The sequence below is a fragment of the Enterobacter sp. Cy-643 genome, from assembly GCF_011752815.1.
Classification (GTDB): Bacteria; Pseudomonadota; Gammaproteobacteria; order Enterobacterales; family Enterobacteriaceae; genus Cedecea.
In genome coordinates, this window is sequence record NZ_VWWV01000002.1 from 884,736 (window position 1) to 908,285 (window position 23,550).

Consider the following 23,550-nt stretch of genomic DNA (forward strand, 5'->3'; position numbering starts at 1 on the left):
TAATGAAAAATTTTATTCTGCGCCGCCTGCTGCAAACCCTGCCGATGCTGCTGCTCGCCTCGTTTATTATCTTTATGCTGTTTGCAAAAACGCCCGGCGACTTTATCGACGGTAACATTACGCTGACCGCCGCCCGCGCTGCCGAGCTCAAAGCAATTTACGGCCTCGACCAGCCGCTGTTCACCCGCTATATCCACTGGCTTGGGCAATTGCTGACGGGAGACCTGGGCTTCTCTCTGCAATATCAAATCCCCGTTAGCCAATTGCTGAACCAGTACATCTGGAACTCTTTCCTGCTGGCCGCTATCGCGCTGGTGTTCTACTGGGGGATTGGTCTGGCGGTGGGGATTGTTTCGGCCATGAGACCCAATTCGCTGTTTGATCATCTGGTCAGCGTGCTGGTGTTCGCCGCCATGTCTTTCCCGACCTTTTTCCTCTGCCTGCTGCTGATCAAGTGGTTTGCGGTAGATCTGCACTGGCTGCCGGTCGGCGGCATGACCAACACCGGCAGCGACGCCACCGGCTGGGCCTGGGTCGTGCAGGTTGCCGCCCACCTTGTGCTGCCCGTACTCGCGCTGGTGATGCTGCAGGCGGGCAGCCTGACGCGCTACTTCCGCGCCAGTATGCTGGACGTCGTGAAGATGGATTTTATTCGCACCGCTCGCGCCAAAGGGCTGCGCGAACGCACCGTTATTCTTAAACACGCCCTGCGCAATGCGCTGCTGCCGATCATCACTCTGCTGGGCTTTGAGCTGCCGGGGCTATTCTCCGGGGCAATAATTACCGAAAAAATCTTTAACTGGCCGGGCGCCGGCCACATTCATATTGATTCCCTCGCCGCCCGTGACTACCCGGTTCTGATGGGCTTCACGCTATTTCTGGCGGTGCTGACCATCCTCGGCAATCTGATTGCCGACGTGCTTTACGCGTGGGCCGACCCGCGCATTCGGGTGAGGTCGTGATGCTCAGTTCTCTGTTTTCGACTAACCGCCGCCTGCGCAAGGCCGAAATTCCGGCGCTGGCACAGGTGACGCCTTCCCCGTGGCGCCAGGCCTGGCAGGCGCTGAGGCGCAACCGCCTGGCGATGTTCTGCCTGATTCTGTTGATTGTGATGGCGGTGTGGTGCGCCCTGGGGCCGCTCTGGTCGCCGTGGAAGGACGATGCCACCGACGCCCTGATGATCAACAAGCCGCCGGGCGAAATCCACTGGCTGGGCACCGACTTCCTCGGGCGCGATGTCTATACCCGCCTGCTGCTGGCCGGGCGCATCTCATTAATTATCGGCCTGCTGACCATGCTGCTCTCGGTCACCCTCGGCTACCTGCTCGGCGCGGTTTCCGGCTACCTCGGCGGCTGGATCGACAAACTGATTATGCGTCTGGCGGATCTGGTGATGACCATTCCCAGCCTGCCGCTGCTGATCGTCGCGGGCGCGATGCTGTCGGAACTCGACTTCTCGCCGGACTCGCGCATTTACATGGTGGTTATCATGCTGAGCCTGCTGGAGTGGCCGAAGCTGGCGCGCCTGGTGCGTGGGCAAATCCTCTCCCTGCGCGAACGTGACTTTATGCTGGCGACCCGCGTATTAGGCCTTTCCGCCCGCCGCCGCCTGTTCGGGCACTTGCTGCCGAACACCATTCCGATTCTGGTGGTCATGGCGACGATGGCGGTGGCTAACGCCATTCTGATGGAGTCAGCGCTGAGCTACCTCGGCCTCGGCGTCGTGCCCCCAACCCCTTCCTGGGGCAACATGATGGACAGCGCCAACAGCCTGATCGACTTCCAGCGCCGCCCGTGGCTGTGGATGCCGCCGGGCATCGCCATTTTTATCACCGTGATCGCCATTAACGTGCTGGGCGACGGCCTGCGCGATGCGCTGGATCCGAAAATGAAGCGAGGGGCGAAATGAACGAAGCGCTGATTGAGTTTAATAACCTCTCCCTCTCCTTCGCCGGGCAACCGGGCCGCGTGCGCGCCGTGCAGGACGTGTCGTTTACCGTTCGCGCCGGGCAAACCGTCGGCGTCGTCGGCGAGTCAGGCTGCGGCAAAAGCGTGACCGCCATGTCGCTGATGGGGCTGCTGCCTCCGCAGGCGGCGCGTATCGACGGCGGCGAAATCCTGTTTCAGGGAAAAAACCTGCTGGGGCTGAAGCCCGCGCAGATGGCAGATTTGCGCGGCAACGAACTGGCGATGATTTTCCAGGAGCCGATGACCGCCCTGAACCCGGTGCTGACTATCGGCGACCAGCTTTGCGAACCGCTAATTCGCCACCGGGGTGAAACGCCAAAAGCCGCCTGGCAGCTGGCGACGCAAATGCTGACCGACGTCGGGCTGGCGCGAGCGGAAAGCCTGATGGCCAGCTACCCGCACCAGCTTTCCGGCGGAATGTTACAGCGGGTGATGATCGCCATGGCGCTGAGCTGCAGGCCAAAACTGCTGATTGCCGATGAGCCGACCACGGCGCTGGACGTCACCGTTCAGGCGCAGATCCTCCGCCTGCTGCGGGATCAGGCGCGCCAGCACCGCATGGCGCTGATGCTGATCACCCACGATCTCGGCGTTATCGCCCAGATGGCGGAACACGTCGTGGTGATGTATGCCGGACGCATCGTCGAGCAGGGGCCAACGGCGGAGGTGCTCCGCCAGCCGCTGCACCCGTATACCAAAGGGCTGATAGCCTCCCGGCCTGTTCCCGGCGAGCGCCGCCGCAGGCTCTATTCGATCCCCGGCCAGGTGCCTGATTTAGCCGCCCTGCCGCCTTACTGCGCCTTTACCGATCGCTGCGAACGCGCCACCGAGCGCTGCCGCCAGGGCATTCCGGCGCTGCTCGGCCAGCAGCGACAGGCCGCCTGTTTTTACAGTGAGTTAGCGGAGTCCGCATCGTGAACACTCAGTACGTTATTGAAGTCGAAGGACTCAAAAAACACTTCCCGCTGCGCGACGGGCTGTTCGGCCAGCAAACCGGCGAACTGCGCGCGGTTGACGGCGTCAGCTTTAACATTCGCCAGGGCACCATTTTCGGCCTCGTGGGCGAGTCCGGCAGCGGGAAAACCACCGTTGGCCGCACCCTGCTCGGCCTGTATGACAAAACCGCCGGCAGCGTGAAGTATCGCGGCAAAGAATTGAGTGAGTTGAGCGCCAAAGAATCGCGGGCGCTGCGCCCCAAAATCCAGCTGGTATTTCAGGATCCTTACAGCTCTTTAAACCCGCGCATCCGCGTGGGCGATGCCATCGGGGAAGCGATGCTGGAGCACAAGCTGTGCACCCGCGCCGAACTGCGGGACAACGTGCTGGAAGTGATGAAAATTTGCGGACTGGCGCCGCAGCATTACACCCGCTTCCCGCATGAGTTTTCGGGCGGCCAGCGTCAGCGTATTGGCATCGCCCGCGCGCTGATCCTTAACCCCGATTTTATTATTGCAGACGAACCGATCTCGGCGCTCGACGTCTCCATTCAGGCGCAGATCATCAACCTGTTTTCCGATCTGCGCGACGAACGCGGCGTGACGTTTCTGTTTATCTCGCACGATCTCGGCGTAGTGGAACACCTGTGCGACGACGTGGCGGTGATGTATCTCGGCCAACTGGTGGAAACCGCCAGCCGCGACACGCTGTTCAGCCGACCACTGCACCCGTATACACAGGCGCTGTTAGCCGCGGTTCCGACGCTGGATCCGAACAGCGAGCCGGTGGAAGCCATTCAGGGCGAAATCCCCGATCCTTCTCGCCCACCTTCCGGCTGCCGCTTCTCCTCGCGCTGCCCGCGGGTCACCGACCGCTGCCGCCAGGAAGTTCCGGCGCTGCGAGAAGTGGGCGACGCTCACCGCGTCGCGTGTCATTTGGTGTAGCTCTGCGATTCAGGCAGACAGTGGCCTGAGCACGCTGTCTGCCACCACCAGCCCGGACTCCAGTTTGATCAGCCTGTCCGCCAGCGGGAAATAGCGGTCATCGTGGGTAATGGCGAGCACCGTTTTCCCTTCCGCCTTCAGCATCGGCAGCAGCACTTTGTAGAACACCTCTTTAAAGCCGGGATCCTGATCCGCCGCCCATTCGTCAAACAGATAAAAAGGCCGGTTCTCCAGCCACGCCTGCAGCAGCGCAAGGCGTTTACGCTGCCCCTGGGAGAGCGCGGTGGTCGAGAAACGTCCGTCCCGGAAGGCCACTTTGTGGTCAAGCTTCAGCAGGTGCAGCAGTTTGTCCACCTGATCCGCCGTGCGCTCGTGGACGTTATCCACGTCATCAAACAGGAAGAAATCATTGAACACTACGGCGAAGTGCTGGCGGTAGATCTCACGCTGATCGGGCGTTATCAGCCTGCCGTTAAGCCGAAGCTCGCCGCTGTCCGGCGGGTAAAGGCCCACCAGCAAATTTGCCAGCGTGGTTTTCCCGCTGCCGTTGCCGCCCACCAGAAAGACCAGCTCGCCCTGAGTGAAACGAAGATTAAGCGGCCCGAGGGTAAAACGTTCCCCCTCTTCGCCCTGATACTCGTAGCGAATATCGGCCAGTTCAAGGCCGTCAAAACGCGGCAGGCTTTTTAGCGGCAGCAGCTTTTCCTGCGGCAGGTCGGTTTTAAGCTGGGCGATTCGCTGGAGCGCGATGCGGGCGCTGGTCACCGTCGGCAGCGCCGATAAAACGCCTTCCACCGGCACAATCATGTACAGAAAAATCATCGTGTAGCCGGTCATCACCGCCGAGCTCAGCGCCAGCGACTCCCGCAGCCAGTAAAGCACCACGCCGATAAACGCGAAGAACAGCACGCTGCCCCAGCTTTTCGCCAGGCCGTAAAATACGTACCCGCGAGTACGTTCGATGCGCACCGCCTCGATATTCTCGCTCAGCGGTCCGTCGACGAAATGCCGTCTGCGCGACGGATTCAGCCGAAACTCGCGCCCGCCATCGAACAGTTTTTTACACTGGGCAATCAGCGTATCTTCCCGCTGCCGCGAGCTACGCAACAGCCCCAACGCTTTACCGTGGGCGGCGCGGTAGCCCATCGCCCCCAGGCCAAGCACCAGCAGCGCCAGCAGCAAGACCTGCCACGACAGCGTGCCGAGATAGATCAGGCAGCCGACAATCGCCGCTCCGTAGATAAGCAGCCCCGGCAGGCTAACGAAAAAGACCACGAGCGTGTCGAGATCCTGGGTCAGAATGGACACCGCCTTTGCCATGCCGGTTTTCTCCAGCTGCGCCCAGGCTGTTTCGCTGACGTGATTCACCACGTCTTTGCGCAGCCTGGCCTTCACTTTTTGCCCGAGCCACATAAACAGCGTTTCGGCCAGCACGCGGGTGCCCAGCATTAACGCGGCCAGCAGCACAAACTTCAGCGCCACGTCGGCCAGCCCGCCGGGCGGCAACGTCAGGCTATGGTTGATCACCGCCAGCAGCGAGGCGTTGCTTAGCCCGCTGACCACGCCGGCAAACGCCGCCAGCACCAGCCAGCCGCCCACCAGGCGAAACAGCATCATTAACAGAGACATTGTTGCTTCCTTTTCGACATTACTCTCCCGGCGCTATTGTTGATGTGTATGCGCCCGGCTTCGGATCAGCGGCCATACCAGCAGCGGTACGCCGACCAGCGACGCCATCAGCCCCACGGGCAGCTGGCGCGGATAAAGAAAATTGCGGCCCATCCAGTCCGCCAGCACCATAATCAGCGCGGACAACAGCGCGGCGGTGAACAGCTGTGCCACAGGCCGTTTCGCGCCGGCTTTACGCGCCAGATGCGGCCCCAGCAGCCCGACAAACGACACCGGTCCGACGATCAGCGTGGCCAGACCGGTCATCAATGCGGCCAGCGCCAGCACGCTAATCCTTGCCCGGGCGACATTCACGCCCAGCGAGCCGCTCACCTGCCCGAGCGGCAGCAGCAGTAGCCAGCGTTTGCACAGCGGAGAAACCGCCAACAGCAGCAACATGGCAAAGAACACCCCGATGGCGATGCCGTTGTTGACGTAGTAGGTGCTGCCGGTCATCAGCTGCAGCAACATAGAACTGGCCTGGCGGTTATTCAGCATCACGACACTGGCTATGGCCTGGAATAACGCATTCAGCGCCAGGCCGTTCAGCAGCACCCGCTGGGGGTTAAAGGCGCTCTGGCGGCTGCTCCACAGCGTCACCAGCAGACTGATCAACGCCCCGGCGGCGCTGCTGAGGATCATCAGCCCCGTCCCGCCCGTCGGGAATAGCAGCAGAAATGCCGTCACGCCCATCGCCGCTCCCCCGCCGATGCCGAGGATCTCCGGGCTTGCCAGCGGATTACCGCTCACGCGCTGCATCAATACGCCCGCCGCCGCCAGCAAAGCTCCGGCGCTCAGTGCCGCCAGCAGGCGCGGCAGGCGCATGGGCAGCAAAGCAGGCTGTTCCGCAAGGGTCGTCCAGTGCCAGCCGTGCAGTCCCTGGCCGACAAACAGCGACAGCACAACAGCTACCAGCAGCAGCGCAAAAGCCATGCCCGCCGGAAAGCGCACGCCGCCCGCTTCGCCTTCGTAAGCCGAAGGCGTGGTGTCCAGCACCTGATGCCGGGCCTTGCCCGCCAGCAGGATCAGCAGCGGCCCGCCGGTCAGGGCAGTTAACATCCCCACCGGCAGCAGCTGCCCGTCCAGCAGCGTAATACGGCTGACGCACAGGTCGGTAAACCACAGTAAACCGGCCCCAATAAGCAGCGAATGGCAAAGCATTTGCCGCGTGGTGCGCGCCCCGCCTAAGCGCGCCAGATGCGGGGCAGCCAGGCCGATAAAACCAATCACCCCGACGCTGTTAATGATTAGGGCACTCATCACCAACGCCAGCGCCATTGCTGCCGAACGGATCAGCAGCGGAGAAGCCCCCAGGCTGCTCACCATCGCCTCCGGGAGCCTGAGCAGCGCCAGCGGGCGCAGCAACAGCAGCAAAGCCAGGCCGCACAGCCCGAGCCAGGGCAAAATCGCCGTCACGCCCCCCCAGTCCTGCTGCGCCAGCGAACCGCCGCCCCACATCAAAACCGACAGCAGAAAGCGGTCGTTGATCACCGCCATGATCATCGTCAGCGAGCCGCACCACAGGTTGACCAGCATCCCCGCCTGAATCATCACCAGCGGCGACAGGCGCTGCCGCCAGGAAAGCAGCAACACCAGCAGCAAGGCGGCAACTTCCCCGGCAATCACCACCCCGGTACGCGCCGACAGCAGCGAGGCCGGGAACCACATCGACGCCACGCCTAACGCCAGCGTCGCGCCGGAAGTCATGCCGAGGGTAATAGGCTCCGCCAGCGGATTACGCAGCGCCCGCTGCATTAGCCAGCCGCAGAGGGCCAGCGCACCGCCACCGAGCCAGGCCATCACCTGGCGTGGGAACCACATGGAATGCAGGATCACCGCCTGCGCGTCAGGCATTTGCGCGCTAAACAGCACGTTCAGGCCGTGCAAAAGCCCGCCCTGCTGCGCCACGTTTTGCAGCGCCAGGACAATGCTCGCCAGCCAAAGCCCGGCGATCAGCAGCCAGGCAGCCGTCGTTTTTCCCGTCTCAGCCATGCCGCCACCCCGCCACGATTTGCCCTAATGCTTCGGCAATGCGCGTGGCCGTCACCAGCGCGCCACCGGAATTAAATTTTTGCGCCGGGAAAGCCAGCTGAGTCTGAGAGGTGAGCGGCAGGCGCTGCCAAAGCAGTGAACTCCGCCAGCGTTGGATCTGCGGCCATTGCCCGTCCTCGGGCAAAAGAATCAGCCCGGCATTGTCTGCCCCAATGCGCGTCAGCTCGACCATTGCCTCGCCCTGCGCGTTAACGCCGCCGCGCCAGGCATTGCTGAACCCACAGCGGGACAGCACATCTCCGGCGAGGCTGCCCGCGCCGTAAAGCCGCATATGCAGTGCGTCTACCGGCGTGGCGATAAACAGCGGACGTTGATAAGCCGGGGCGACCTCTCGGGCACGAAGCGCAGCCTGTTCAAAAGCCGCAGCGATCGCACGGGCCTGCGCCTGCCGCTGGAGTACAGCAGCCAGCTTGTCGAGGGAAATTTGCCATTCCGCGAGGCTGCCGGTCGGCAGAGTCAGCGTGGGCGCAATACGATCCAGCTGCGGCTTAAGCAGCGCGTGGCCGGGGGTGATAACGATCAGATCGGGCTTCAGAGCGTAAAGCGTTTCGAGGTTTGGCTGAAACAGCAGGCCAATATCCACCACGCTGGCGGGCAGTTCCGGCGTGCCTATCAGCTTGCGGTACCAGTCGGGCGCAGATACCGACTGCGGCGTCACGCCGAGCGCCAGAATCAGCTCGGTTAACCCCCAGTCCAGTACCGCCAGGCGCTGCGGAGGCCCGGAAACGGCACCAGCCGCCCCGATAAACGGAGCGGCCAGCGCAAAGGTCAGTAAACGTCTGCGGGAGAGCATTCGCTTACCACTGGTAGCTTAACGTTGCCACGTACTGACGCTTAACCGCGTACTCACAGCCGTTGTTTTGGCAGGCTGCAAGGTAGGTTTTGTTCGTCAGGTTAGCGGCGTTAAGGGCAACCTGCCACTGGCGGTACTGCCAGCCGATGCGGGCGTCATACACCGTGGCGCCCGGCACCTGCAGCGAGTTGTCGGTTGTCGCATAGCTTGGGCCAACATAGCGCACGCCGCCGCCGAGGGAGAAACCATCCAGCGGGCCGCTGAACGCGTACTGGCTCCAGAGCTTGGCCAGGTTACGAGAAATCCCCATAGGATGTTTCCCCTCGCTGCCGTCGTTCGCCTGCAGCACTTTCGGGTCGGTCAGCGAGTAAGAGGCGAGGATCTGCCAGGCTGGCGTGACGTTCACTTTGCCTTCCAGTTCGATCCCGCGAGAACGGATCTCCCCAGTCTGCACGCTGTAGTTCACGTGATCGGGATCCGGCGTGGCGACGTTGGTTTGACGCAGATCGAACAGCGCCAGGGTAAACAGCGCGTCCATCCCAACCGGATCGTACTTCAGCCCGACTTCGGTTTGCTTGCCCTTTGTCGGCTTAAACGCGTTGCCGTTAAAGTCGGTACCGGCGCTCGGCACAAACGAAGTGGAGTAGCTGATGTACGGCGCAATGCCGTTATCAAAGTGATACAGCAGTCCCGCCCGACCGGTTGTCGCGTAGTCGTTTCGGGTCTGATGAGTATCGTTCAGCAGGTTGGTGGCTTTGGTCTGCGCCTTATCGTAACGCCCCGCCAGGCTCATCACCCAGTTGTCCAGCGCCAGCTGATCCTGCAGGTAAAGCCCCATTTGATCCATCGTTGAATGGCTGTTGCTGGTAAACGCCGGGATCTCCACCGGGGTGCTGTAGTCCGGGTTGAGGTAATTCAGCGGCGAAGCGTCGCCGTAGCCCGCCTGGCTGCGCACCGAAGAGTGCATTACGTCCACGCCCAGCAGCGCGGTGTGCGACACCGGGCCGGTATCAAACCGAAACTCGCCCTGGTTATCCGCCGCAAAGTTGCTCATCGTCTCTGTAAGGTTCATCGAGTAGCGGTCAACCAGCGGCTGGGTTGGGTACGTCCCGAACGGGTACACCATGCGGTAATCGGCGCTGCTGCTGATGTAGCGCACGTTCTGGCGCAGCGTAATGTTATCGTTCAATTCGGTACGGAACTGATAGCCGATGCTGCCCTGCCTGCGGGTGTAGGAATCAAAGCCCGGCTGACCACCGTAGAAATGGGTGCCGATGTTGCCGTTCGGGTTGTTCACCAGCGTGCCCTTCACCGGCAGCATGTTATAGAAACCGGTGTCAGGATCCTGGCGCAGCTGGGCCAGCAGCGTCAGGCTGGTGCGATCGTTTGGCTGCCAGGTCACGGACGGAGCGATGTCGTAGTGCTGGTAGCGGGTGTGATCGACCTGCGTTTTGGTGTCGAAGAAGGTGCCTGCCACGCGGCCAAGCCATTCTTTGCTGTCGGTCAGCGGGCCGGTGACGTCAAAGCCGGTGCCAAACTGGCTGTTATTCCCGGCGCTGACGTAAACCTGGCCGCCCGGCTGGGCCTGGGGCGTTTTGCTCACGAGGTTCACTACGCCGCCGGGGTTCGCCTGACCGTAGAGCACAGAAGCAGGCCCTTTGACCACTTCAATGCGGGAGAGCAGGAACGGGTCCCACGCCGGGCGGCTCCACCAGGCTTCGCGCGGCAGGCGCAGGCCGTCCAGATATTCGTCAGCTTCAAAGCCGCGCACCATGATGGTGTCGAAGCGGGTATCCGGGCCGGCATCTTCCGAGGAGACGCCCGCGATATAGCGCAGCGTCTGGGGAATATTTTTTGCCGCCATGGCCGCGATTTGCGCCTGCGTCACCACCGAAATACTCTGCGGCGTACGGCTAATCAGCGAACTGGATTTCGTCCCGGCTACCGCCTCATGTGCCACCACATTGGTTTCATCTTCCTGCCCGGAAGAAGAAGGCGCCGCAGCCGTAACCACCATCGTGCTGTCCTGTGCCGCTGCTTTATCCGCCGCATGGGCAAAGCCCGCGCACGCCGCAAAGACCGCACAACTTAACGCCTTTAAAGGCATATTCCCGTTTACCCATCCGCCCTGTTTCATATCGACCGTATCATGTTATAAGAAGAGGATCGAAATGATAATTATTCACCTTTAAAAGAGAAGAGCACCCGTGGCAGAATAGCGCGACCTGATGGAAAGATATCGCAAAGCGGACAGAGATTGTCTTATCGCGCTACTGCATCATGAAATGGCGAGAATCGGACGAACGGCAGGCAACAGATGATAAAGCAATTCACACAGCAGAGTCCGCAGGAAGCGTTTCTGGAAGTACGAGAACTTCATTATAGCGCAGGAAGCCAGGAGCCGTTTCACGCCCACGAACAGGGCCAGCTCATTTACCCGGTCAACGGCGTGGCAAAAATCCGCAGCGAGCAAAACGTCTGGGTGGTCGCCCCCGGCCACGCGCTTTGGCTGCCGGGGCGCCTGCCTCACGGCCTGGAAGCCATCGGCAACGTGGTCACCCACAATCTCTACATGACGCCTGCCGCTTCCGCAACGTTCAGCCGCCACAGCCGCAGCCTGGCCGTCACGCCGCTGTTTCAGTCCCTGACCGTCGCTGGCCTGGAAAAAACAGCCGACCCGCAGCGAAGCCAGCTATTGCACGACCTGCTGCACAACGAGCTGCTGCGCCTGCAGGATATTGCCCTGTGCCATATCACCCTTCCCCACGACAGGCGTATTCGCCAGCTTTGTGATGCGCTGTGCAGCGACCTTTCCCAGCGGGAAACCCTGGCCTGGTGGGGCAAACGGGTGGGCGCGAGCGAAAGAACCCTGGCGAGGCTGTTCCGGGAAGAAACACAGCTCAGCTTTACCGAATGGCGGCAGCAAATGCACCTGGTGGAAGCCGTCTGCCACCTTGCGCGCGGCACCACCATCAGCAACCTCTCGAGCACGCTCGGTTACGCCAGCAGCAGCGCGTTTATCGCTATGTTCCGGAAAAAGCTGGGCGTTTCCCCGCAGAGGTATATTGGCCGCTATCTCTGACACGGCTTTTACAATCCGGTTCCATCGGCGATAATCACCGTTTGCGCCCCGGACCGGAACAACCATGAGCGACACGAAGCCCCCGCAAACGACGGCCAAGCGCCCGATGAAACTCAGCACCTCGGTAACGCTGATGCTGTGCGCCGTTATCGGCTCGGTGCTGCTTGTGGTCTACGCGCTGTACTTTATCCAGATCAGCAATGCCACCCGCAGCGGCCTGAAAGATACCGCGCTGGCGGTGGCGAGAACCCTGGCCGACGATCCGACGATCAAATACGGCCTGACGCAGCCCCACAGCAAGGACATTATTCCGCCGGTAGCCACCCGCGTGCAGGAGCGTAACGACCTGCTGTTCGTGGTGGTGACCGACATGAACGGCATTCGCTATTCGCATCCCCAACCCGGCAATATTGGCTCGCATTTTATTGGCGACGACATTTTCCCGGCGCTGGAGGGCAAAGAGAATGTCTCGATCAACCACGGCGTGCTGGCAGAAGCCCTGCGCGTCTTTACGCCGGTCTATAACGAACAGCATAAGCAGATAGGCGTGGTCGCCATCGGCATCTCGCTGAGCAAAGTGGACGAGCAGATCAGCAAGAGCCGCTGGAGCGTGCTCTGGACGGTGTTATTCAGCGCCCTGTTTGGCTCGCTCGGCACCTGGGTGCTGGTGCGCGTGCTGAAACGCATTCTGTTCGGCTTCGAGCCGTATGAAATATCCGCGCTGTTCGAGCAGCGCCAGGCGATGCTGCAATCCGTTAAAGAGGGCATTATCGCCGTCGACCGCGAAGGCCGGGTAACGCTCATCAACCACGCGGCGCGCAAAATGCTGCTCTCGCCGGACGATTTCCGCCTCGGCAAAACCGTGCCGCCGGGGCCGCTGGTGGCCACGCTGTGCGAAGTGCTGCACACCGGCACGCCGATTCAGGACAGGCAAATCATCAGCTATGGCCGCCTGGTCTTGTGTAATGCGGTGCCAATTCGTATAAATAATCAGGTAATCGGCGCCATTAGCACCTTCCGGGACAAGACTGAAATCAATTTGTTGACCCAGCGTGTAGACGGCATGGTCAATTATGTCGACGCGCTGCGCGAGCGCTCACACGAATTTATGAATAAACTGCACGTCATTCTTGGCCTGCTGCAGCTTAAACATTACGACAAGCTTGAAGAGTACATTCTGCAAACCGCCAGCAATTACCAGACGGAAATTGGCACGCTGCAGAGCAAAATTAAGTCGCCGGTGATTGCCGGATTCCTGATTGGCAAGATCAACCGCGCCCGGGAAGCGGGCCACCATCTGGCGCTTGCCGACGAATGCCAGCTGCCGGACAACCCGAACGAACTTCAGGTGATGGCGTTGATTACCGCGCTCGGCAACCTGATTGAAAACGCGCTGGACGCGATGGGCGACCAGCCTGATGGCGAAGTAGGCGTGCTGCTGCACTACCAGAACGGCGTGCTAAGCGTGGAAGTCAGCGACGACGGGCCAGGGATCGATCCGGACCATATTCAGTCTATTTTTGACAAAGGCTACTCCACCAAAGGCGAGCAGCGTGGCGTGGGGTTGTTCCTTGCCAGGCAGCAGCTCGAGCGCCTTGGCGGCAGTATTCAGGTGGAGTCAGAACCCGGCGTCTTCACCCAATTCTTTGTGCAGTTACCCTGGGATAGTGAAAGGAACAATGCGTGATTAATGTCTTAATTGTTGATGATGATGCGATGGTCGCGGAGCTTAACCGCGCCTACGTCAGCCAAATCCCGGGCTTTACCTGCTGTGGTTCCGCCTCCACGCTGAAACAGGCGCGGGAGATGGTCAGCAACCCGGAGCTAAAAATAGATCTGATCCTGCTGGATGTTTATATGCAGCAGGACAACGGTCTGGATCTGCTGCCAACGCTGCGTGAAGCGGGGAAAACCATCGATGTGATCGTTATCTCGTCGGCGGCGGACGCGGCGACTATTCAAAAGTCGATGCACTACGGCGTGGTGGATTACCTGATTAAACCGTTCCAGTTCCCGCGCTTTGAAGAAGCGTTAACCAACTGGCGCGAAAAGAAAAACCTGATGGGCACCCACAAATACTACGAGCAGGCGGACGTTGACCGGCTGCTGCACGGTGGCTCGCCGGTGGTGGCGGACGCCAAGCGCCTGCCGAAGGGGCTGACGCCGCAAACGCTGCGCACCATTTGCCAGTGGATCGACACCCACCCGACGGAAGAATTTTCCACCGACGAACTGGCGGCGGCGGTGAATATCTCTCGCGTATCATGCCGTAAGTATCTGATCTGGCTGGCGCAGATTAATATTCTGTTCACCAGCATTCATTACGGCATGACCGGCCGCCCGGTGTACCGCTATCGCCTGCAGGCCGAACAGCTTGGCCTGCTCAAGCAGTACTGCCAGTAATCAATTGGTAGCTGTCATCCAGTAACGTAAAGCGGAACTGGCTGGCAGAAGAGAGGATAATCTCTCGCTGTTTGGTGACAAAAATCGCCTCGATATCGGGGCGATTCGCCAGCACGGCACAGCCCTTTTCTATGCCCATCCCGTAAATCAACGTCGTCCAGATATCCCCGTCTAAAGAGTCAGTCGACACGATCGTCACGCTATCCAGCTCATTGTCCAGCGGGTAGCCCGTGCGCGGGTCGAGAATATGGTGATAGCGTTTACCGTCCAGCTCGAAATAGCGCTCGTAAACGCCGGACGTCACCACCGATTTGTTCGCCACCTCAATCACGCCCAGCATCTCTTCCGGGCCGCTAAACGGCTTTTTCAGCCCGATAGACCAGCCGCCTGCCGGCGAGCCAAGCGTCTGCACGTTGCCGCCGAGGTTAATCAGCCCCTGCGCCACGCCCTGCCGCTGGAGAAAATCACGAACCCGGTCTGCAATGTAGCCCTTGGCTATCGCGCCCAGGTCGATTTCCATCCCGCTATGTGCCAGGTAAACGCTGCCTTCGGCTTCGTCCAGCACCACCTGATGCGGCTGCGTGCGCGGCAATAGCGCGGCAATGTCCTCTGCCGGAGGCACGCTGTCGCCCTTGAAACCAATCTTCCAGCGCTTTACCAGCGGGCCAATGGCGAGATTAAAAATACTGTCGGGAAACTGACTGGCGGCTTTGGCGCACTTGATCAGCTCAAACACCGGGCGGCTGACGGCAACCGGATGCTTGCCCGCGGCGTGATTGATACTCATCACCTGGGATTCGGCCCGGTTCACGGTGAGCAGATCTTCGTAGTGTTTGATCAGGCGGAATACCTGAGAGGCAAGGGTTTCATTGGGTTCGAACAGCTTGAGGAGAATGGGCGAGCCCATTAAAACGGCGGAGTAGCCATAAACACCTTCGGGTTGTGACATAGCGGGCTCCTTTTGCTGAAAAGGTTGCGCCCCGGCAAAGGCCGGAGCGCAGTTGGGCTTAGCGTTTTGCCCAGCTTGCCGCTTGATGGCCCGCCAGGGTACCAAAGACAATAATATCCGCCACCGCGTTACCGCCGATACGGTTGCCGCCGTGAATCCCCCCGGCCACTTCACCCGCCGCGAACGCGCCAGGGATAACCTGATGCTGTTTATCCAGCACTTCGGTTTCGGCGTTGATGGTCACGCCGCCCATGGTGTGGTGCACCCCAGGAGCGATGCGGATGGCGTGGAACGGGCCATCTTTAATCGGGTTACGCAGCGCGGTTTTACGGCCAAAATCTTCGTCGTACTGATTTTCCACAAAGCCGTTGTAACGCTCAAGCGTGGCGAGGAAGGCGTGGTAATCCATCCCCAGTTTCTCCGCCAGTTCGCGAGGCCCTTGGGCGCTGACCACAAAGCCTTTGGCAATGTACTCATCCGCCGCTTTGTTTTTGGTGCGAACGTTCTCGTCGAACACGATGTAAGCGTATTTCTCCGGCAGCGCGATAATCTGCGCCGACACTTTATCGCGGGTTTCCATTTCGTTGAAGAAGCGGCTGCCTTTTTGATTCACGAGGATAGCGCCGCCGCCGCGAATGGACTCGGAAATCAGGTACGAGGTGGTTTGTTCCACGGTGGGGTGAATCTGAATTTCGCCCATATCCACGGTGCCTGCGCCCAGTTTTTCCAGCAGCGCGATGCCGCCGCCCGTGGCACCTTTGTGGTTAGTGGTGACAAAACCTTCCAAATCCGGGCGGTATTTCACCACCATCGAGCTGTTGGCGCTGAAGCCGCCGGTCGCCACGATAACGCTTTTCGCGTGGATGGTCAGCGCTTCGTTTTCGTCCGTGAGCAGCGCCACGCCGCTCACCGCGCCCTGGTCAAACAGGATTTCCGTTACCGCCGTTTCCATCAGCACGTCGATGCTGCGTTTGTTGATGTTACGCAGCAGGCCGCTGATCAGGTAACCGCCAACCGCCGATCCGTCGCGTGGGCGGTGGGTGCGGTCAATGCTCATCCCGCCAGTAGTGGTGATGTCGTTCAGCATGATGCCGCGATCCGCCAGCCACTCAATGGCCTGTGGCGCGTTTTCCACAAAGCGGTGCAGCAGCTCCGGATTGTTTTTGTTATAGCCACCTTTCAGCGTTTCGGCATAGAACAGCTCTTTGCTGTCGAAAATGCCTTTGACGCGCTGGAAGCGGGTTTCCGCCGCGTTCATCCCGGCAGATGCCTTAACGGTATTCCCGCCAATGGACGGCATCTTCTCAACGATCAGCACGCTGGCGCCTTCGTCATGCGCCTGAATCGCCGCCGCCAGACCGGCACCGCCGCTGCCAACCACAACCACGTCGTAGCTCTGTGGGGCGCTAACGCCGCCGCTTTCTTCAAACGCCTGCTGCTTGCTGGATTTCACCATCGCTTTAGAAACGGCTTTTTTCACCGCTTCGCTCTGGGAAGTCGCGCCGGAAATGGCATCCACAAACGGTGAGTTGGCGGTCAGGATGCGGGTACGAATTTCTTCGAAGTGAGTGGTGAACTCTACGTCGTCCTGCGGGCCAGCAGCCAGCGCGATATCGGCGATGCGATCGCTGTCGAGGCTGACGTTAATCACCAGCTGGTTGACGTCATCGCTGACGGTTTCTTCGAAGATCCCGGGTTTAAATTTAGAGGCGCCGCCCATGCTCATGTCGCGAATCATCGCCTCGACCAGCGAGAAGCGCCACAGCGGCTCAGGGATGGTCAATTCTTCGCGTTTGGTGCTGTCGATGAACAAATCCAGCACTTCGCCGTTGGCGATGCGGGCAGTCCAGTCCGGGTAGGCAATGCAGGCGCGGCCTACGGCCACCAGGTCATACCCGTGCTCCAGCGCGGTTTCCACGTCGGAAGCATTCACGATGCCGCCCACGCCCATCACCGGGATTTGCGCCAGCGCGTCGGAACGCATTGCACAGTATTTGTCGATCAGCGGCGTCGGATCGGTGGTGTCGTTAATGGACGGACGCAGCGAGTAACCCAGAGAGAAGTGCAGGTAGTCCAGGCCTCGCGCGGCCAGTTTTTCCAGCAGGTACATGGTGTCGTCGAAACGAATCCCAGGCACTTCAAGCTCTTCCGGGGAGAAACGGTAGCCGATGATGAAGGCATCGTCGGCGTACTGGCGCACCATCTGATGGGTAATATCCAGCACGGCGAGCGGGAATTTAGCGCGGTTGTCGCGGCTACCGCCCCATTCGTCGTCACGCTGGTTTGAGTTCGGGGAGTAGAACTGTTGAATCAGGTAAGTGTTCGCGCCGTGGATTTCCACGCCGTCGAAACCGGCCTGAATAGCGCGGCGAACGGCCTCACCAAATTTAGTCACCATGCCTGCCACTTCTTCTGTGGTCAGGGCAAGCGGCGTTGCTGCGCCGTCGCGAGGTGCGGCCAGCGCACTCGGGCCAACCGGCGTACGGCCACCGATGAGTTTAGGGTCGACCATGCGGCCGCCGTGATAAATCTGCAGCAGGGCTCTTGACCCTTCGGCCTTGATTGCGGCGGCGATTTTAGCCAGCCCGGCAATTTTTTCATCGCTATCTATTCCGATAGCGCCAGGGAAGGCCAGGCCCAGGTCATCAATGAAGCAGCATTCCACCACGATGGTGCCGATGCTCCCGGCGCGGACGCGGTAGTACTCCACCAGCTCTTCGGTCACGGTGCCATCAAAATACCCGGTACAGGTGGTCATCGGTGCCATAAGCAGACGATTTTTTAATGCCGTACCGTTGGGTAAAGTAAATGGGCTTAACATGTTTTTGTCGGTGCTCATAATGTCGACTCCAAACTTTAAATTTAAAACTGAGAATTCGGTTGCTGGCACTATTTTGGTTCTGGTTATTGGCCATTTCGCATATCAACAATATAAGACTATTTTTAGTTACCAAACTATTTACGTTAGTTTAAAAACTATTAAAGAACCGCAATAACACAATTACCCATAACGTGTTATTAATTAAAATATAAAAGATAACAGCTTATTAAATTAATATAACATTTTAGTTACCTACCAGATGCACGCCGTGAACACACGCCAGACCATGCGGCAAGCGGAATCGAGTCAGCCAGAACCGCTAAAAAAGACCTGAAAGGCGCATTTTTAATGATCAAACTGATAACTTTTTCGCACAAATAACCCTGCAAACATACGAACTATTATTTTTTTATAAAAGAATAAACAGAATGCTGTTTCTTGATCTCGATCAATTGTCATATACCTCGAAAGCGCAATATATAATTATCCAAAGAATTTAATTCGCCGCTAATAAAAAGCGATGAATGGTTATTTTCGCCACGACTGAAAACCAACATTTAATTAATAAAGAAAGTTTAAAAACTAAAGTAAGCGAAAATAAAAACAGAATCCTTAACTCCTTATAACGGTGTCATTATGAGTGTAATAACCACCAATCTACCGCCGCTCAAAGAGAGCACTAAAAAAGCAGGCAGCAACAAACGTTGGCTGATGATGGCCCTGCCCATCATTGTGGCGCTGTTGCTGATGCTGGTTCCGGTTCCGGACGGCCTGCCGCCGTACGCCTGGCACTTCTTCGCCGTCTTCGTCGGCGTCATCGTAGGGCTTATCTTCGAACCGCTGCCGGGCGCCGTTATCGGCCTGACCGGGATCGTTGTCATTTCGCTCGGCAGCCAGTGGCTGCTGTTCAGCCCGGAGCAAATGGCCGACCCGAAATTCAAGCTGGCGGGCGCCTCCTTTAAATGGGCGGTCAGCGGCTTCGGCAACTCCACCGTCTGGCTTATCTTCGGCGCATTTATGTTTGCCGCCGGCTACGATAAGACTCAGTTTGGCCGCCGCCTGGCGCTGATTCTGGTGAAATACCTTGGCCGCCGCAGCCTGACGCTGGGCTACGCCATTGCCTTCGCCGACCTGCTGCTGGCGCCGTTTACTCCGTCCAACACCGCACGTAGTGGCGGGACCATCTACCCGATTATCGCTAACCTGCCGCCGCTGTACGGCTCAAAACCTAACGATCCAAGCGCGCGTAAAATCGGTTCTTACCTGATGTGGGTGGCTATCACCGCGGCCTGTATCACCAGCTCAATGTTCCTCTCTGCGCTGGCCCCTAACCTGCTGGCGCTGGCGCTGGTGAAAAGCATCGTTGGCATCAACATCTCCTGGGGGATGTGGTTCCTTGCCTTCCTGCCGCTTGGCCTGCTGTTACTGCTGACCATGCCGCTGCTGGCTTACTGGCTCTACCCGCCTGAAGTGAAAGTGAACGACGAAGTGCCAAAATGGGCGAGCCGTGAACTGGAGAAACTGGGCAAACTGTCCCGCAACGAAATCCTGCTGCTGGTGTTCGTCTGCTCCGCGCTGGTGATGTGGATCTTCGCGGCAAGCTGGATTGAACCTGCGCTTGCGGCTCTGCTGGTTATCGTCCTGATGCTGTGGACCGGCGTGCTGAACTGGAACGACATCACCAATAACAAGGCAGCGTGGAACACCTTCGTCTGGTTCGCCACCCTGGTTGCCCTGGCCGATGGCCTCTCTTCTACCGGCTTTATCTCCTGGCTGGGTAAAGAAGGCGGCGCGCTGATGACCGGTATCGCCCCAGGCACCGCGACCATTGTCCTGCTGCTGGCGTTCTACCTGCTGCACTACCTGTTTGCGAGCACCACCGCGCATACCACCGCGCTGCTGCCGGCGATGCTGACCATCGCCTCCACCATTCCGGGCATGAATATGGAAGTGTTCTGTCTGCTGATGGTGACCTCGCTGGGTATCATGGGCATCATCACCCCGTACGGCACCGGCCCAAGCCCTATCTACTACGGTAGCGGCTACCTGCCAACCAAAGACTACTGGCGCCTGGGCACCATCTTCGGTGGCCTGTTCCTGGTCGCGCTGCTGGTGATTGGTTATCCGTGGATGTCCCTGATGTTCTGATTTAAAGCCGCTGGGGGGCAACCTCCGGCGGTTTATTTTTATGGAGTAACGAGCTATGTCGAACAAACCTTTTGTTTACCAGAATCCCTTCCCGCTGGCGCATGACGACACCGAATATTACCTGTTAACCCGCGACCACGTTTCCGTCAGCGAATTTGAAGGCCAGTCCGTGCTTAAAGTTGAGCCGCAGGCGCTGACCCTGCTCGCTCAGCAGGCGTTTCACGACGCTTCGTTTATGCTGCGCCCGGCCCACCAGCAGCAGGTGGCGGACATCCTGAGCGACCCGGAAGCCAGCGAGAACGACAAATACGTTGCGCTGCAGTTCCTGCGTAACTCCGACATCGCCGCCAAGGGCATTCTGCCGACCTGCCAGGACACCGGCACTGCCATCATCATGGGCAAAAAAGGCCAGCGCGTCTGGACCGGCGGCGGCGATGAAGCGGCGCTGTCTCAGGGCGTGTACAACACCTATATCGAAGACAACCTGCGCTACTCCCAGAACGCCGCGCTGGATATGTACAAAGAGGTGAATACCGGCACCAACCTGCCGGCGCAGATTGATCTCTACAGCGTGGACGGCGACGAGTACAAATTCCTTTGCGTCGCCAAAGGCGGTGGCTCCGCCAACAAAACCTATCTCTACCAGGAAACCAAGGCGCTGATCACCCCGGCGAAGCTGAAAAATTACCTGGTGGAGAAGATGCGCACGCTCGGCACCGCAGCCTGCCCGCCGTACCACGTGGCGTTTGTGATTGGCGGCACCTCCGCAGAATCCACGCTGAAAACCGTGAAGCTGGCGTCGACCCATTACTACGACGGCCTGCCAACCGAAGGCAACGAGCACGGCCAGGCGTTCCGCGACGTGCAGCTTGAGCAAGAACTGCTGGAAGAAGCGCAAAAGCTCGGCCTGGGCGCACAGTTCGGCGGCAAATACTTCGCCCACGATATCCGCGTCGTTCGCCTGCCTCGCCACGGCGCATCCTGCCCAATCGGCATGGGCGTGTCCTGCTCTGCCGACCGTAACATCAAGGCGAAAATCAACAAAGACGGCATCTGGATTGAGAAGCTGGAAAGCAATCCGGGCAAGTACATCCCGGAAGAACTGCGCCAGGCGGGGGAAGGGGAAGCCGTGAAGGTCAACCTGAACCGCCCGATGAAAGAGATCCTCGCGCAGCTGTCCAACTTCCCGGTATCCACTCGCCTGTCGCTCAGCGGCACCATCATCGTGGCACGCGACATCGCCCACGCGAAGCTGAAAGAACGCCTCGATAACGGCGAAGCGCTGCCGCAGTACGTGAAAGATCACCCGATCTACTACGCTGGCCCGGCTAAAACGCCGGAAGGTTACGCTTCCGGTTCCCTGGGCCCAACCACAGCAGGCCGCATGGACTCCTACGTGGACCAGCTGCAGGACAACGGCGGCAGCATGATCATGCTGGCCAAAGGTAACCGCAGCAAGCCAGTGACCGACGCCTGTCACAAACACGGCGGGTTCTATCTCGGCAGCATCGGCGGCCCGGCGGCGGTGCTGGCACAAAACAGCATCAAGAGCCTTGAACTGGTGGAATACCCTGAGCTGGGTATGGAAGCCATCTGGAAAATCGAAGTGGAAGACTTCCCGGCGTTTATCCTCGTGGATGACAAAGGCAATGACTTCTTCCAGCAGATCCAGAACAAACAGTGTGCGGGCTGTAACAAGCCCTGATATCAGCGATGACTGATAATAAGGCGGACGCTCAGGCGCCCGCTTTTTTTTACCCTAAAGTTACCCCATACTTAGGCCACATTTCAGCCAACGCCAACGCAAGGACTTCGCATGTTAAGGATAATCAGCTGGCTACTGCTCACGCTGCTGAGCTGTGCGGGACTTGGCGCGTGGTTTTTGCAGCAGCAGTTCGAAGACAAATCCGCCGACTTTCGCATTCTCTACCGGGAAATAACGGTGAAGCTGTCCCAGCACGATGCCATTATCCCGCTGCTGCCGGTGAGCCAGGACGCCAGCGAAGTGCAAAAAATCCTGCCGCAGATAGTCCTGTGGCGGCGGCATAACAACCTGGAGCCGCGTCGGCCGATAGTTCCCGAAGCCAATGGCCGCTACTGGCTGAATCGCCCTAACCTCTCGCTGCTGATTGATCTCCCGACGCTGCTCGACACGCTGGGGGAGAAAAAAACTTTTCAACATCTCAGCATCAGCTGGAATAACACTCTTCTTTGCGAACAGGGCACTGCCGCCAGGAGTTACTGGCAATGGGACAAAACGGTGGCCAGCCGGACGCAACCGTTTTTAGTTTCGGCCAGCGACAGCCCGGCATGGGCGAAACTGCCCTGGTGGCTGATAGCGTCCCCGGCGCTGTTTTGGGCGCTGGTTATCTATTTACTGACGCAATATCAGGCGAACAAACGCCGCCAGGACATTGCCGACCTCCGAGCACGCTATGCCGAACTGACGCGCCTCAATAGTATGGGAGAGCTGGCCGCCGGCATGGTGCATGAGCTAAACCAGCCGCTGACCGCCATCATGAGCTATAACCAGGCGGCGGTACGGCTCATTAAACAGGACAATCCTGCCCAGGTACCAGAATTGCTTGATGCCGCCGTGCTGCAGATAAAGCGCATCGACGCCCTGCTCAGCCAGTTCCGCCAGAAGCTCACCAGCGAACGCACCGGGTATCAGCGGATCGATCTCCCGACGCTCTGGCAGCGCGTGTGCAAACTGCTGGATAACGAACTGAAAAGCGTCAAAATCCGGGTGACCAGCCATTTTGCCGATGACCTGCCGCCGCTGTATGCCCCGCCGCTGTGGGTGGAGCAAATCCTGCATAACATCGCCAGCAACGCGATTCAGGCGCAGGCCAGCGGCGCGGGCTGGATACATCTGGAGGCAAGTTCAGACAATAACGGCATCGCGCTGACGGTGACGGACGGCGGGCCGGGGCTTTCCCCGGAGGCGCTGGAACAGGTCTTTATTCCGTTCTTCACTACCCGTGGGCAAGGCGTCGGGCTGGGGATGGCGCTCGCCGACACGCTGGTACAGCGCCTGAACGGCACCATTGAGGCCGGCAACACGTCCGAAGGCGGCGCCTGCTTCCGCCTGTGGTTTCCGCTTAAGGATGAGGAGAAATAATGTCCCCAGGTATCTGGCTGATTGACGATGACGCCGCCATTCGCGACTCGCTGAGTCTGCTGCTCGCCACCGTCGGCTGGCAAACCCAGGCTTTTGATAGCGCCCTGGCGTTTCAGCGAAGCGTCGGCGATCTCAGCCAGCTCGACGGCTGCATGCTGCTCGATATCCGCATGCCCGGAAAAACCGGGCTGACGCTGCTGGAAGAGTGGACGCAGCAAGGCCTGGCGCTGCCGGTGATTATCATGACCGGGCACGGCAACATCGATCTGTGCCGCCGCGCGTTTAAGAACGGCGCTTTTGAGTTCCTGACCAAGCCGGTTGACGCCGACCTGCTGTTCGAAGTTGTGGGCGCGGCCATGGAACAGCAGCAAGCGAGAATTGAAGCCCGGCAGCAATGGCAGCCGCTGCAGGAAAAACTGGCCACGCTCACCGCCCGGGAAAAAGAGATGCTGGATCAGCTGATTCAGGGCTATTCCAGCAAGGAAATCGCGCAGCAGTGCTCGCTCTCGCCGCGCACCGTGGAGGCCCACCGCGCCAATATTTTCACCAAGCTTGAAGTCAACTCCCTACCTAAGCTGCTAAAAATCTACGGCGATATCGCCAAAGAGACCAGGTAAAACTACCTGGAAAGTTAGGTGTTCGCGCCAATTTCCCGGCAAAGC

Annotated in this window: 17 protein-coding genes; 11 read left to right on the top strand and 6 right to left on the bottom strand. The window is 59.3% G+C overall.

Annotation, left to right across the window (positions count from 1 at the left end; all coding sequences use genetic code 11):
- Positions 1-2 precede the first annotated feature (2 nt).
- The 4 genes from F3J29_RS12525 to F3J29_RS12540 are packed head-to-tail and all read left to right on the top strand — an operon-like array spanning position 3 to position 3,848.
- The gene (locus F3J29_RS12525) at positions 3-962 is read left to right on the top strand and encodes an ABC transporter permease (RefSeq protein WP_166866452.1); all 960 of its coding nucleotides are present in this window, start codon (positions 3-5) and stop codon (positions 960-962) included.
- Positions 962-1,909, top strand: a complete 948-nt coding sequence (opp4C, locus tag F3J29_RS12530) for an oligopeptide ABC transporter permease (RefSeq protein ID WP_166866690.1) — start codon at positions 962-964, stop codon at positions 1,907-1,909. Before F3J29_RS12525 ends, opp4C begins: the two co-directional genes overlap by 1 nt.
- Complete coding sequence (locus tag F3J29_RS12535) at positions 1,906-2,886, top strand: ABC transporter ATP-binding protein (protein ID WP_166866454.1); 981 nt, start codon at positions 1,906-1,908, stop codon at positions 2,884-2,886. The genes opp4C and F3J29_RS12535 overlap by 4 nt, the downstream gene beginning before the upstream one ends.
- Positions 2,883-3,848: an ABC transporter ATP-binding protein gene (locus tag F3J29_RS12540; protein ID WP_166866456.1), complete on the top strand. Its 966-nt coding sequence runs from the start codon at positions 2,883-2,885 to the stop codon at positions 3,846-3,848. Before F3J29_RS12535 ends, F3J29_RS12540 begins: the two co-directional genes overlap by 4 nt.
- A 9-nt stretch (positions 3,849-3,857) precedes the next feature.
- Here the strand turns inward: F3J29_RS12540 and F3J29_RS12545 are convergent, their stop codons facing one another.
- Genes F3J29_RS12545 through F3J29_RS12560 form a run of 4 tightly spaced genes read right to left on the bottom strand, consistent with a single transcriptional unit; the run spans position 3,858 to position 10,498 of the window.
- Positions 3,858-5,477, bottom strand: a complete 1,620-nt coding sequence (locus tag F3J29_RS12545; RefSeq protein WP_166866457.1) for a cyclic peptide export ABC transporter — start codon at positions 5,475-5,477, stop codon at positions 3,858-3,860.
- A gap of 33 nt (positions 5,478-5,510) precedes the next feature.
- Positions 5,511-7,508: a Fe(3+)-hydroxamate ABC transporter permease FhuB gene (gene fhuB, locus F3J29_RS12550; protein WP_166866459.1), complete on the bottom strand. Its 1,998-nt coding sequence runs from the start codon at positions 7,506-7,508 to the stop codon at positions 5,511-5,513.
- Positions 7,501-8,361: an ABC transporter substrate-binding protein gene (locus F3J29_RS12555; protein ID WP_166866461.1), complete on the bottom strand. Its 861-nt coding sequence runs from the start codon at positions 8,359-8,361 to the stop codon at positions 7,501-7,503. Before F3J29_RS12555 ends, fhuB begins: the two co-directional genes overlap by 8 nt.
- 4 nt (positions 8,362-8,365) lie before the next feature.
- Complete coding sequence (locus F3J29_RS12560) at positions 8,366-10,498, bottom strand: TonB-dependent siderophore receptor (protein WP_166866463.1); 2,133 nt, start codon at positions 10,496-10,498, stop codon at positions 8,366-8,368.
- Between the two features lie 180 nt (positions 10,499-10,678).
- On the opposite strand from F3J29_RS12560, the gene F3J29_RS12565 reads away from it, so the two are divergent.
- The 3 genes from F3J29_RS12565 (at position 10,679) to dcuR (ending at position 13,846) form a co-directional block, all read left to right on the top strand.
- Complete coding sequence (locus F3J29_RS12565) at positions 10,679-11,443, top strand: AraC family transcriptional regulator (RefSeq protein ID WP_166866465.1); 765 nt, start codon at positions 10,679-10,681, stop codon at positions 11,441-11,443.
- Between the two features lie 64 nt (positions 11,444-11,507).
- On the top strand, positions 11,508-13,130 hold the full coding sequence (locus tag F3J29_RS12570) for a sensor histidine kinase (RefSeq protein ID WP_166866466.1): 1,623 nt from the start codon (positions 11,508-11,510) through the stop codon (positions 13,128-13,130).
- Positions 13,127-13,846: a two-component system response regulator DcuR gene (gene dcuR, locus F3J29_RS12575; RefSeq protein ID WP_061277108.1), complete on the top strand. Its 720-nt coding sequence runs from the start codon at positions 13,127-13,129 to the stop codon at positions 13,844-13,846. The genes F3J29_RS12570 and dcuR overlap by 4 nt, the downstream gene beginning before the upstream one ends.
- Here dcuR and F3J29_RS12580 read toward each other — a convergent pair.
- Entirely contained in the window at positions 13,827-14,795 is a 969-nt protein-coding gene (locus F3J29_RS12580; RefSeq protein WP_166866468.1) for an FAD:protein FMN transferase, read from the bottom strand. The genes dcuR and F3J29_RS12580 overlap by 20 nt on opposite strands.
- A 58-nt stretch (positions 14,796-14,853) precedes the next feature.
- Positions 14,854-17,634, bottom strand: a complete 2,781-nt coding sequence (locus tag F3J29_RS12585; RefSeq protein WP_166866470.1) for a flavocytochrome c — start codon at positions 17,632-17,634, stop codon at positions 14,854-14,856.
- Between the two features lie 618 nt (positions 17,635-18,252).
- On the opposite strand from F3J29_RS12585, the gene F3J29_RS12590 reads away from it, so the two are divergent.
- The 4 genes from F3J29_RS12590 (at position 18,253) to F3J29_RS12605 (ending at position 23,505) form a co-directional block, all read left to right on the top strand.
- Complete coding sequence (locus tag F3J29_RS12590) at positions 18,253-19,764, top strand: DASS family sodium-coupled anion symporter (protein WP_045781484.1); 1,512 nt, start codon at positions 18,253-18,255, stop codon at positions 19,762-19,764.
- A gap of 55 nt (positions 19,765-19,819) precedes the next feature.
- Positions 19,820-21,469 carry a class I fumarate hydratase FumA gene (gene fumA, locus F3J29_RS12595; protein ID WP_166866472.1) on the top strand — a complete coding sequence of 550 codons (1,650 nt, stop codon included), beginning with the start codon at positions 19,820-19,822 and terminating at the stop codon, positions 21,467-21,469.
- Positions 21,470-21,580: 111 nt separating this feature from the next.
- The gene (locus F3J29_RS12600; protein WP_166866474.1) at positions 21,581-22,888 is read left to right on the top strand and encodes a sensor histidine kinase; all 1,308 of its coding nucleotides are present in this window, start codon (positions 21,581-21,583) and stop codon (positions 22,886-22,888) included.
- Positions 22,888-23,505, top strand: coding sequence for a response regulator transcription factor (locus F3J29_RS12605; RefSeq protein ID WP_166866476.1), 618 nt, complete (start codon positions 22,888-22,890; stop codon positions 23,503-23,505). The genes F3J29_RS12600 and F3J29_RS12605 overlap by 1 nt, the downstream gene beginning before the upstream one ends.
- Positions 23,506-23,550 lie beyond the last annotated feature (45 nt).

What these genes read in the sequence shown, in the direction of transcription:
- F3J29_RS12525 (WP_166866452.1), top strand. Translation starts at nt 3, where the DNA reads ATGAAAAATTTTATTCTGCGCCGCCTGCTGCAAACCCTGCCGATGCTG.
- opp4C (WP_166866690.1), top strand. Translation starts at nt 962, where the DNA reads ATGCTCAGTTCTCTGTTTTCGACTAACCGCCGCCTGCGCAAGGCCGAA.
- F3J29_RS12535 (WP_166866454.1), top strand. Translation starts at nt 1,906, where the DNA reads ATGAACGAAGCGCTGATTGAGTTTAATAACCTCTCCCTCTCCTTCGCC.
- F3J29_RS12545 (WP_166866457.1), bottom strand. Translation starts at nt 5,477, where the DNA reads ATGTCTCTGTTAATGATGCTGTTTCGCCTGGTGGGCGGCTGGCTGGTG.
- fhuB (WP_166866459.1), bottom strand. Translation starts at nt 7,508, where the DNA reads ATGGCTGAGACGGGAAAAACGACGGCTGCCTGGCTGCTGATCGCCGGG.
- F3J29_RS12555 (WP_166866461.1), bottom strand. Translation starts at nt 8,361, where the DNA reads ATGCTCTCCCGCAGACGTTTACTGACCTTTGCGCTGGCCGCTCCGTTT.
- F3J29_RS12560 (WP_166866463.1), bottom strand. Translation starts at nt 10,498, where the DNA reads ATGAAACAGGGCGGATGGGTAAACGGGAATATGCCTTTAAAGGCGTTA.
- F3J29_RS12565 (WP_166866465.1), top strand. Translation starts at nt 10,679, where the DNA reads ATGATAAAGCAATTCACACAGCAGAGTCCGCAGGAAGCGTTTCTGGAA.
- F3J29_RS12570 (WP_166866466.1), top strand. Translation starts at nt 11,508, where the DNA reads ATGAGCGACACGAAGCCCCCGCAAACGACGGCCAAGCGCCCGATGAAA.
- F3J29_RS12580 (WP_166866468.1), bottom strand. Translation starts at nt 14,795, where the DNA reads ATGTCACAACCCGAAGGTGTTTATGGCTACTCCGCCGTTTTAATGGGC.
- F3J29_RS12585 (WP_166866470.1), bottom strand. Translation starts at nt 17,634, where the DNA reads ATGAGCACCGACAAAAACATGTTAAGCCCATTTACTTTACCCAACGGT.
- F3J29_RS12590 (WP_045781484.1), top strand. Translation starts at nt 18,253, where the DNA reads ATGAGTGTAATAACCACCAATCTACCGCCGCTCAAAGAGAGCACTAAA.
- fumA (WP_166866472.1), top strand. Translation starts at nt 19,820, where the DNA reads ATGTCGAACAAACCTTTTGTTTACCAGAATCCCTTCCCGCTGGCGCAT.
- F3J29_RS12600 (WP_166866474.1), top strand. Translation starts at nt 21,581, where the DNA reads ATGTTAAGGATAATCAGCTGGCTACTGCTCACGCTGCTGAGCTGTGCG.
- F3J29_RS12605 (WP_166866476.1), top strand. Translation starts at nt 22,888, where the DNA reads ATGTCCCCAGGTATCTGGCTGATTGACGATGACGCCGCCATTCGCGAC.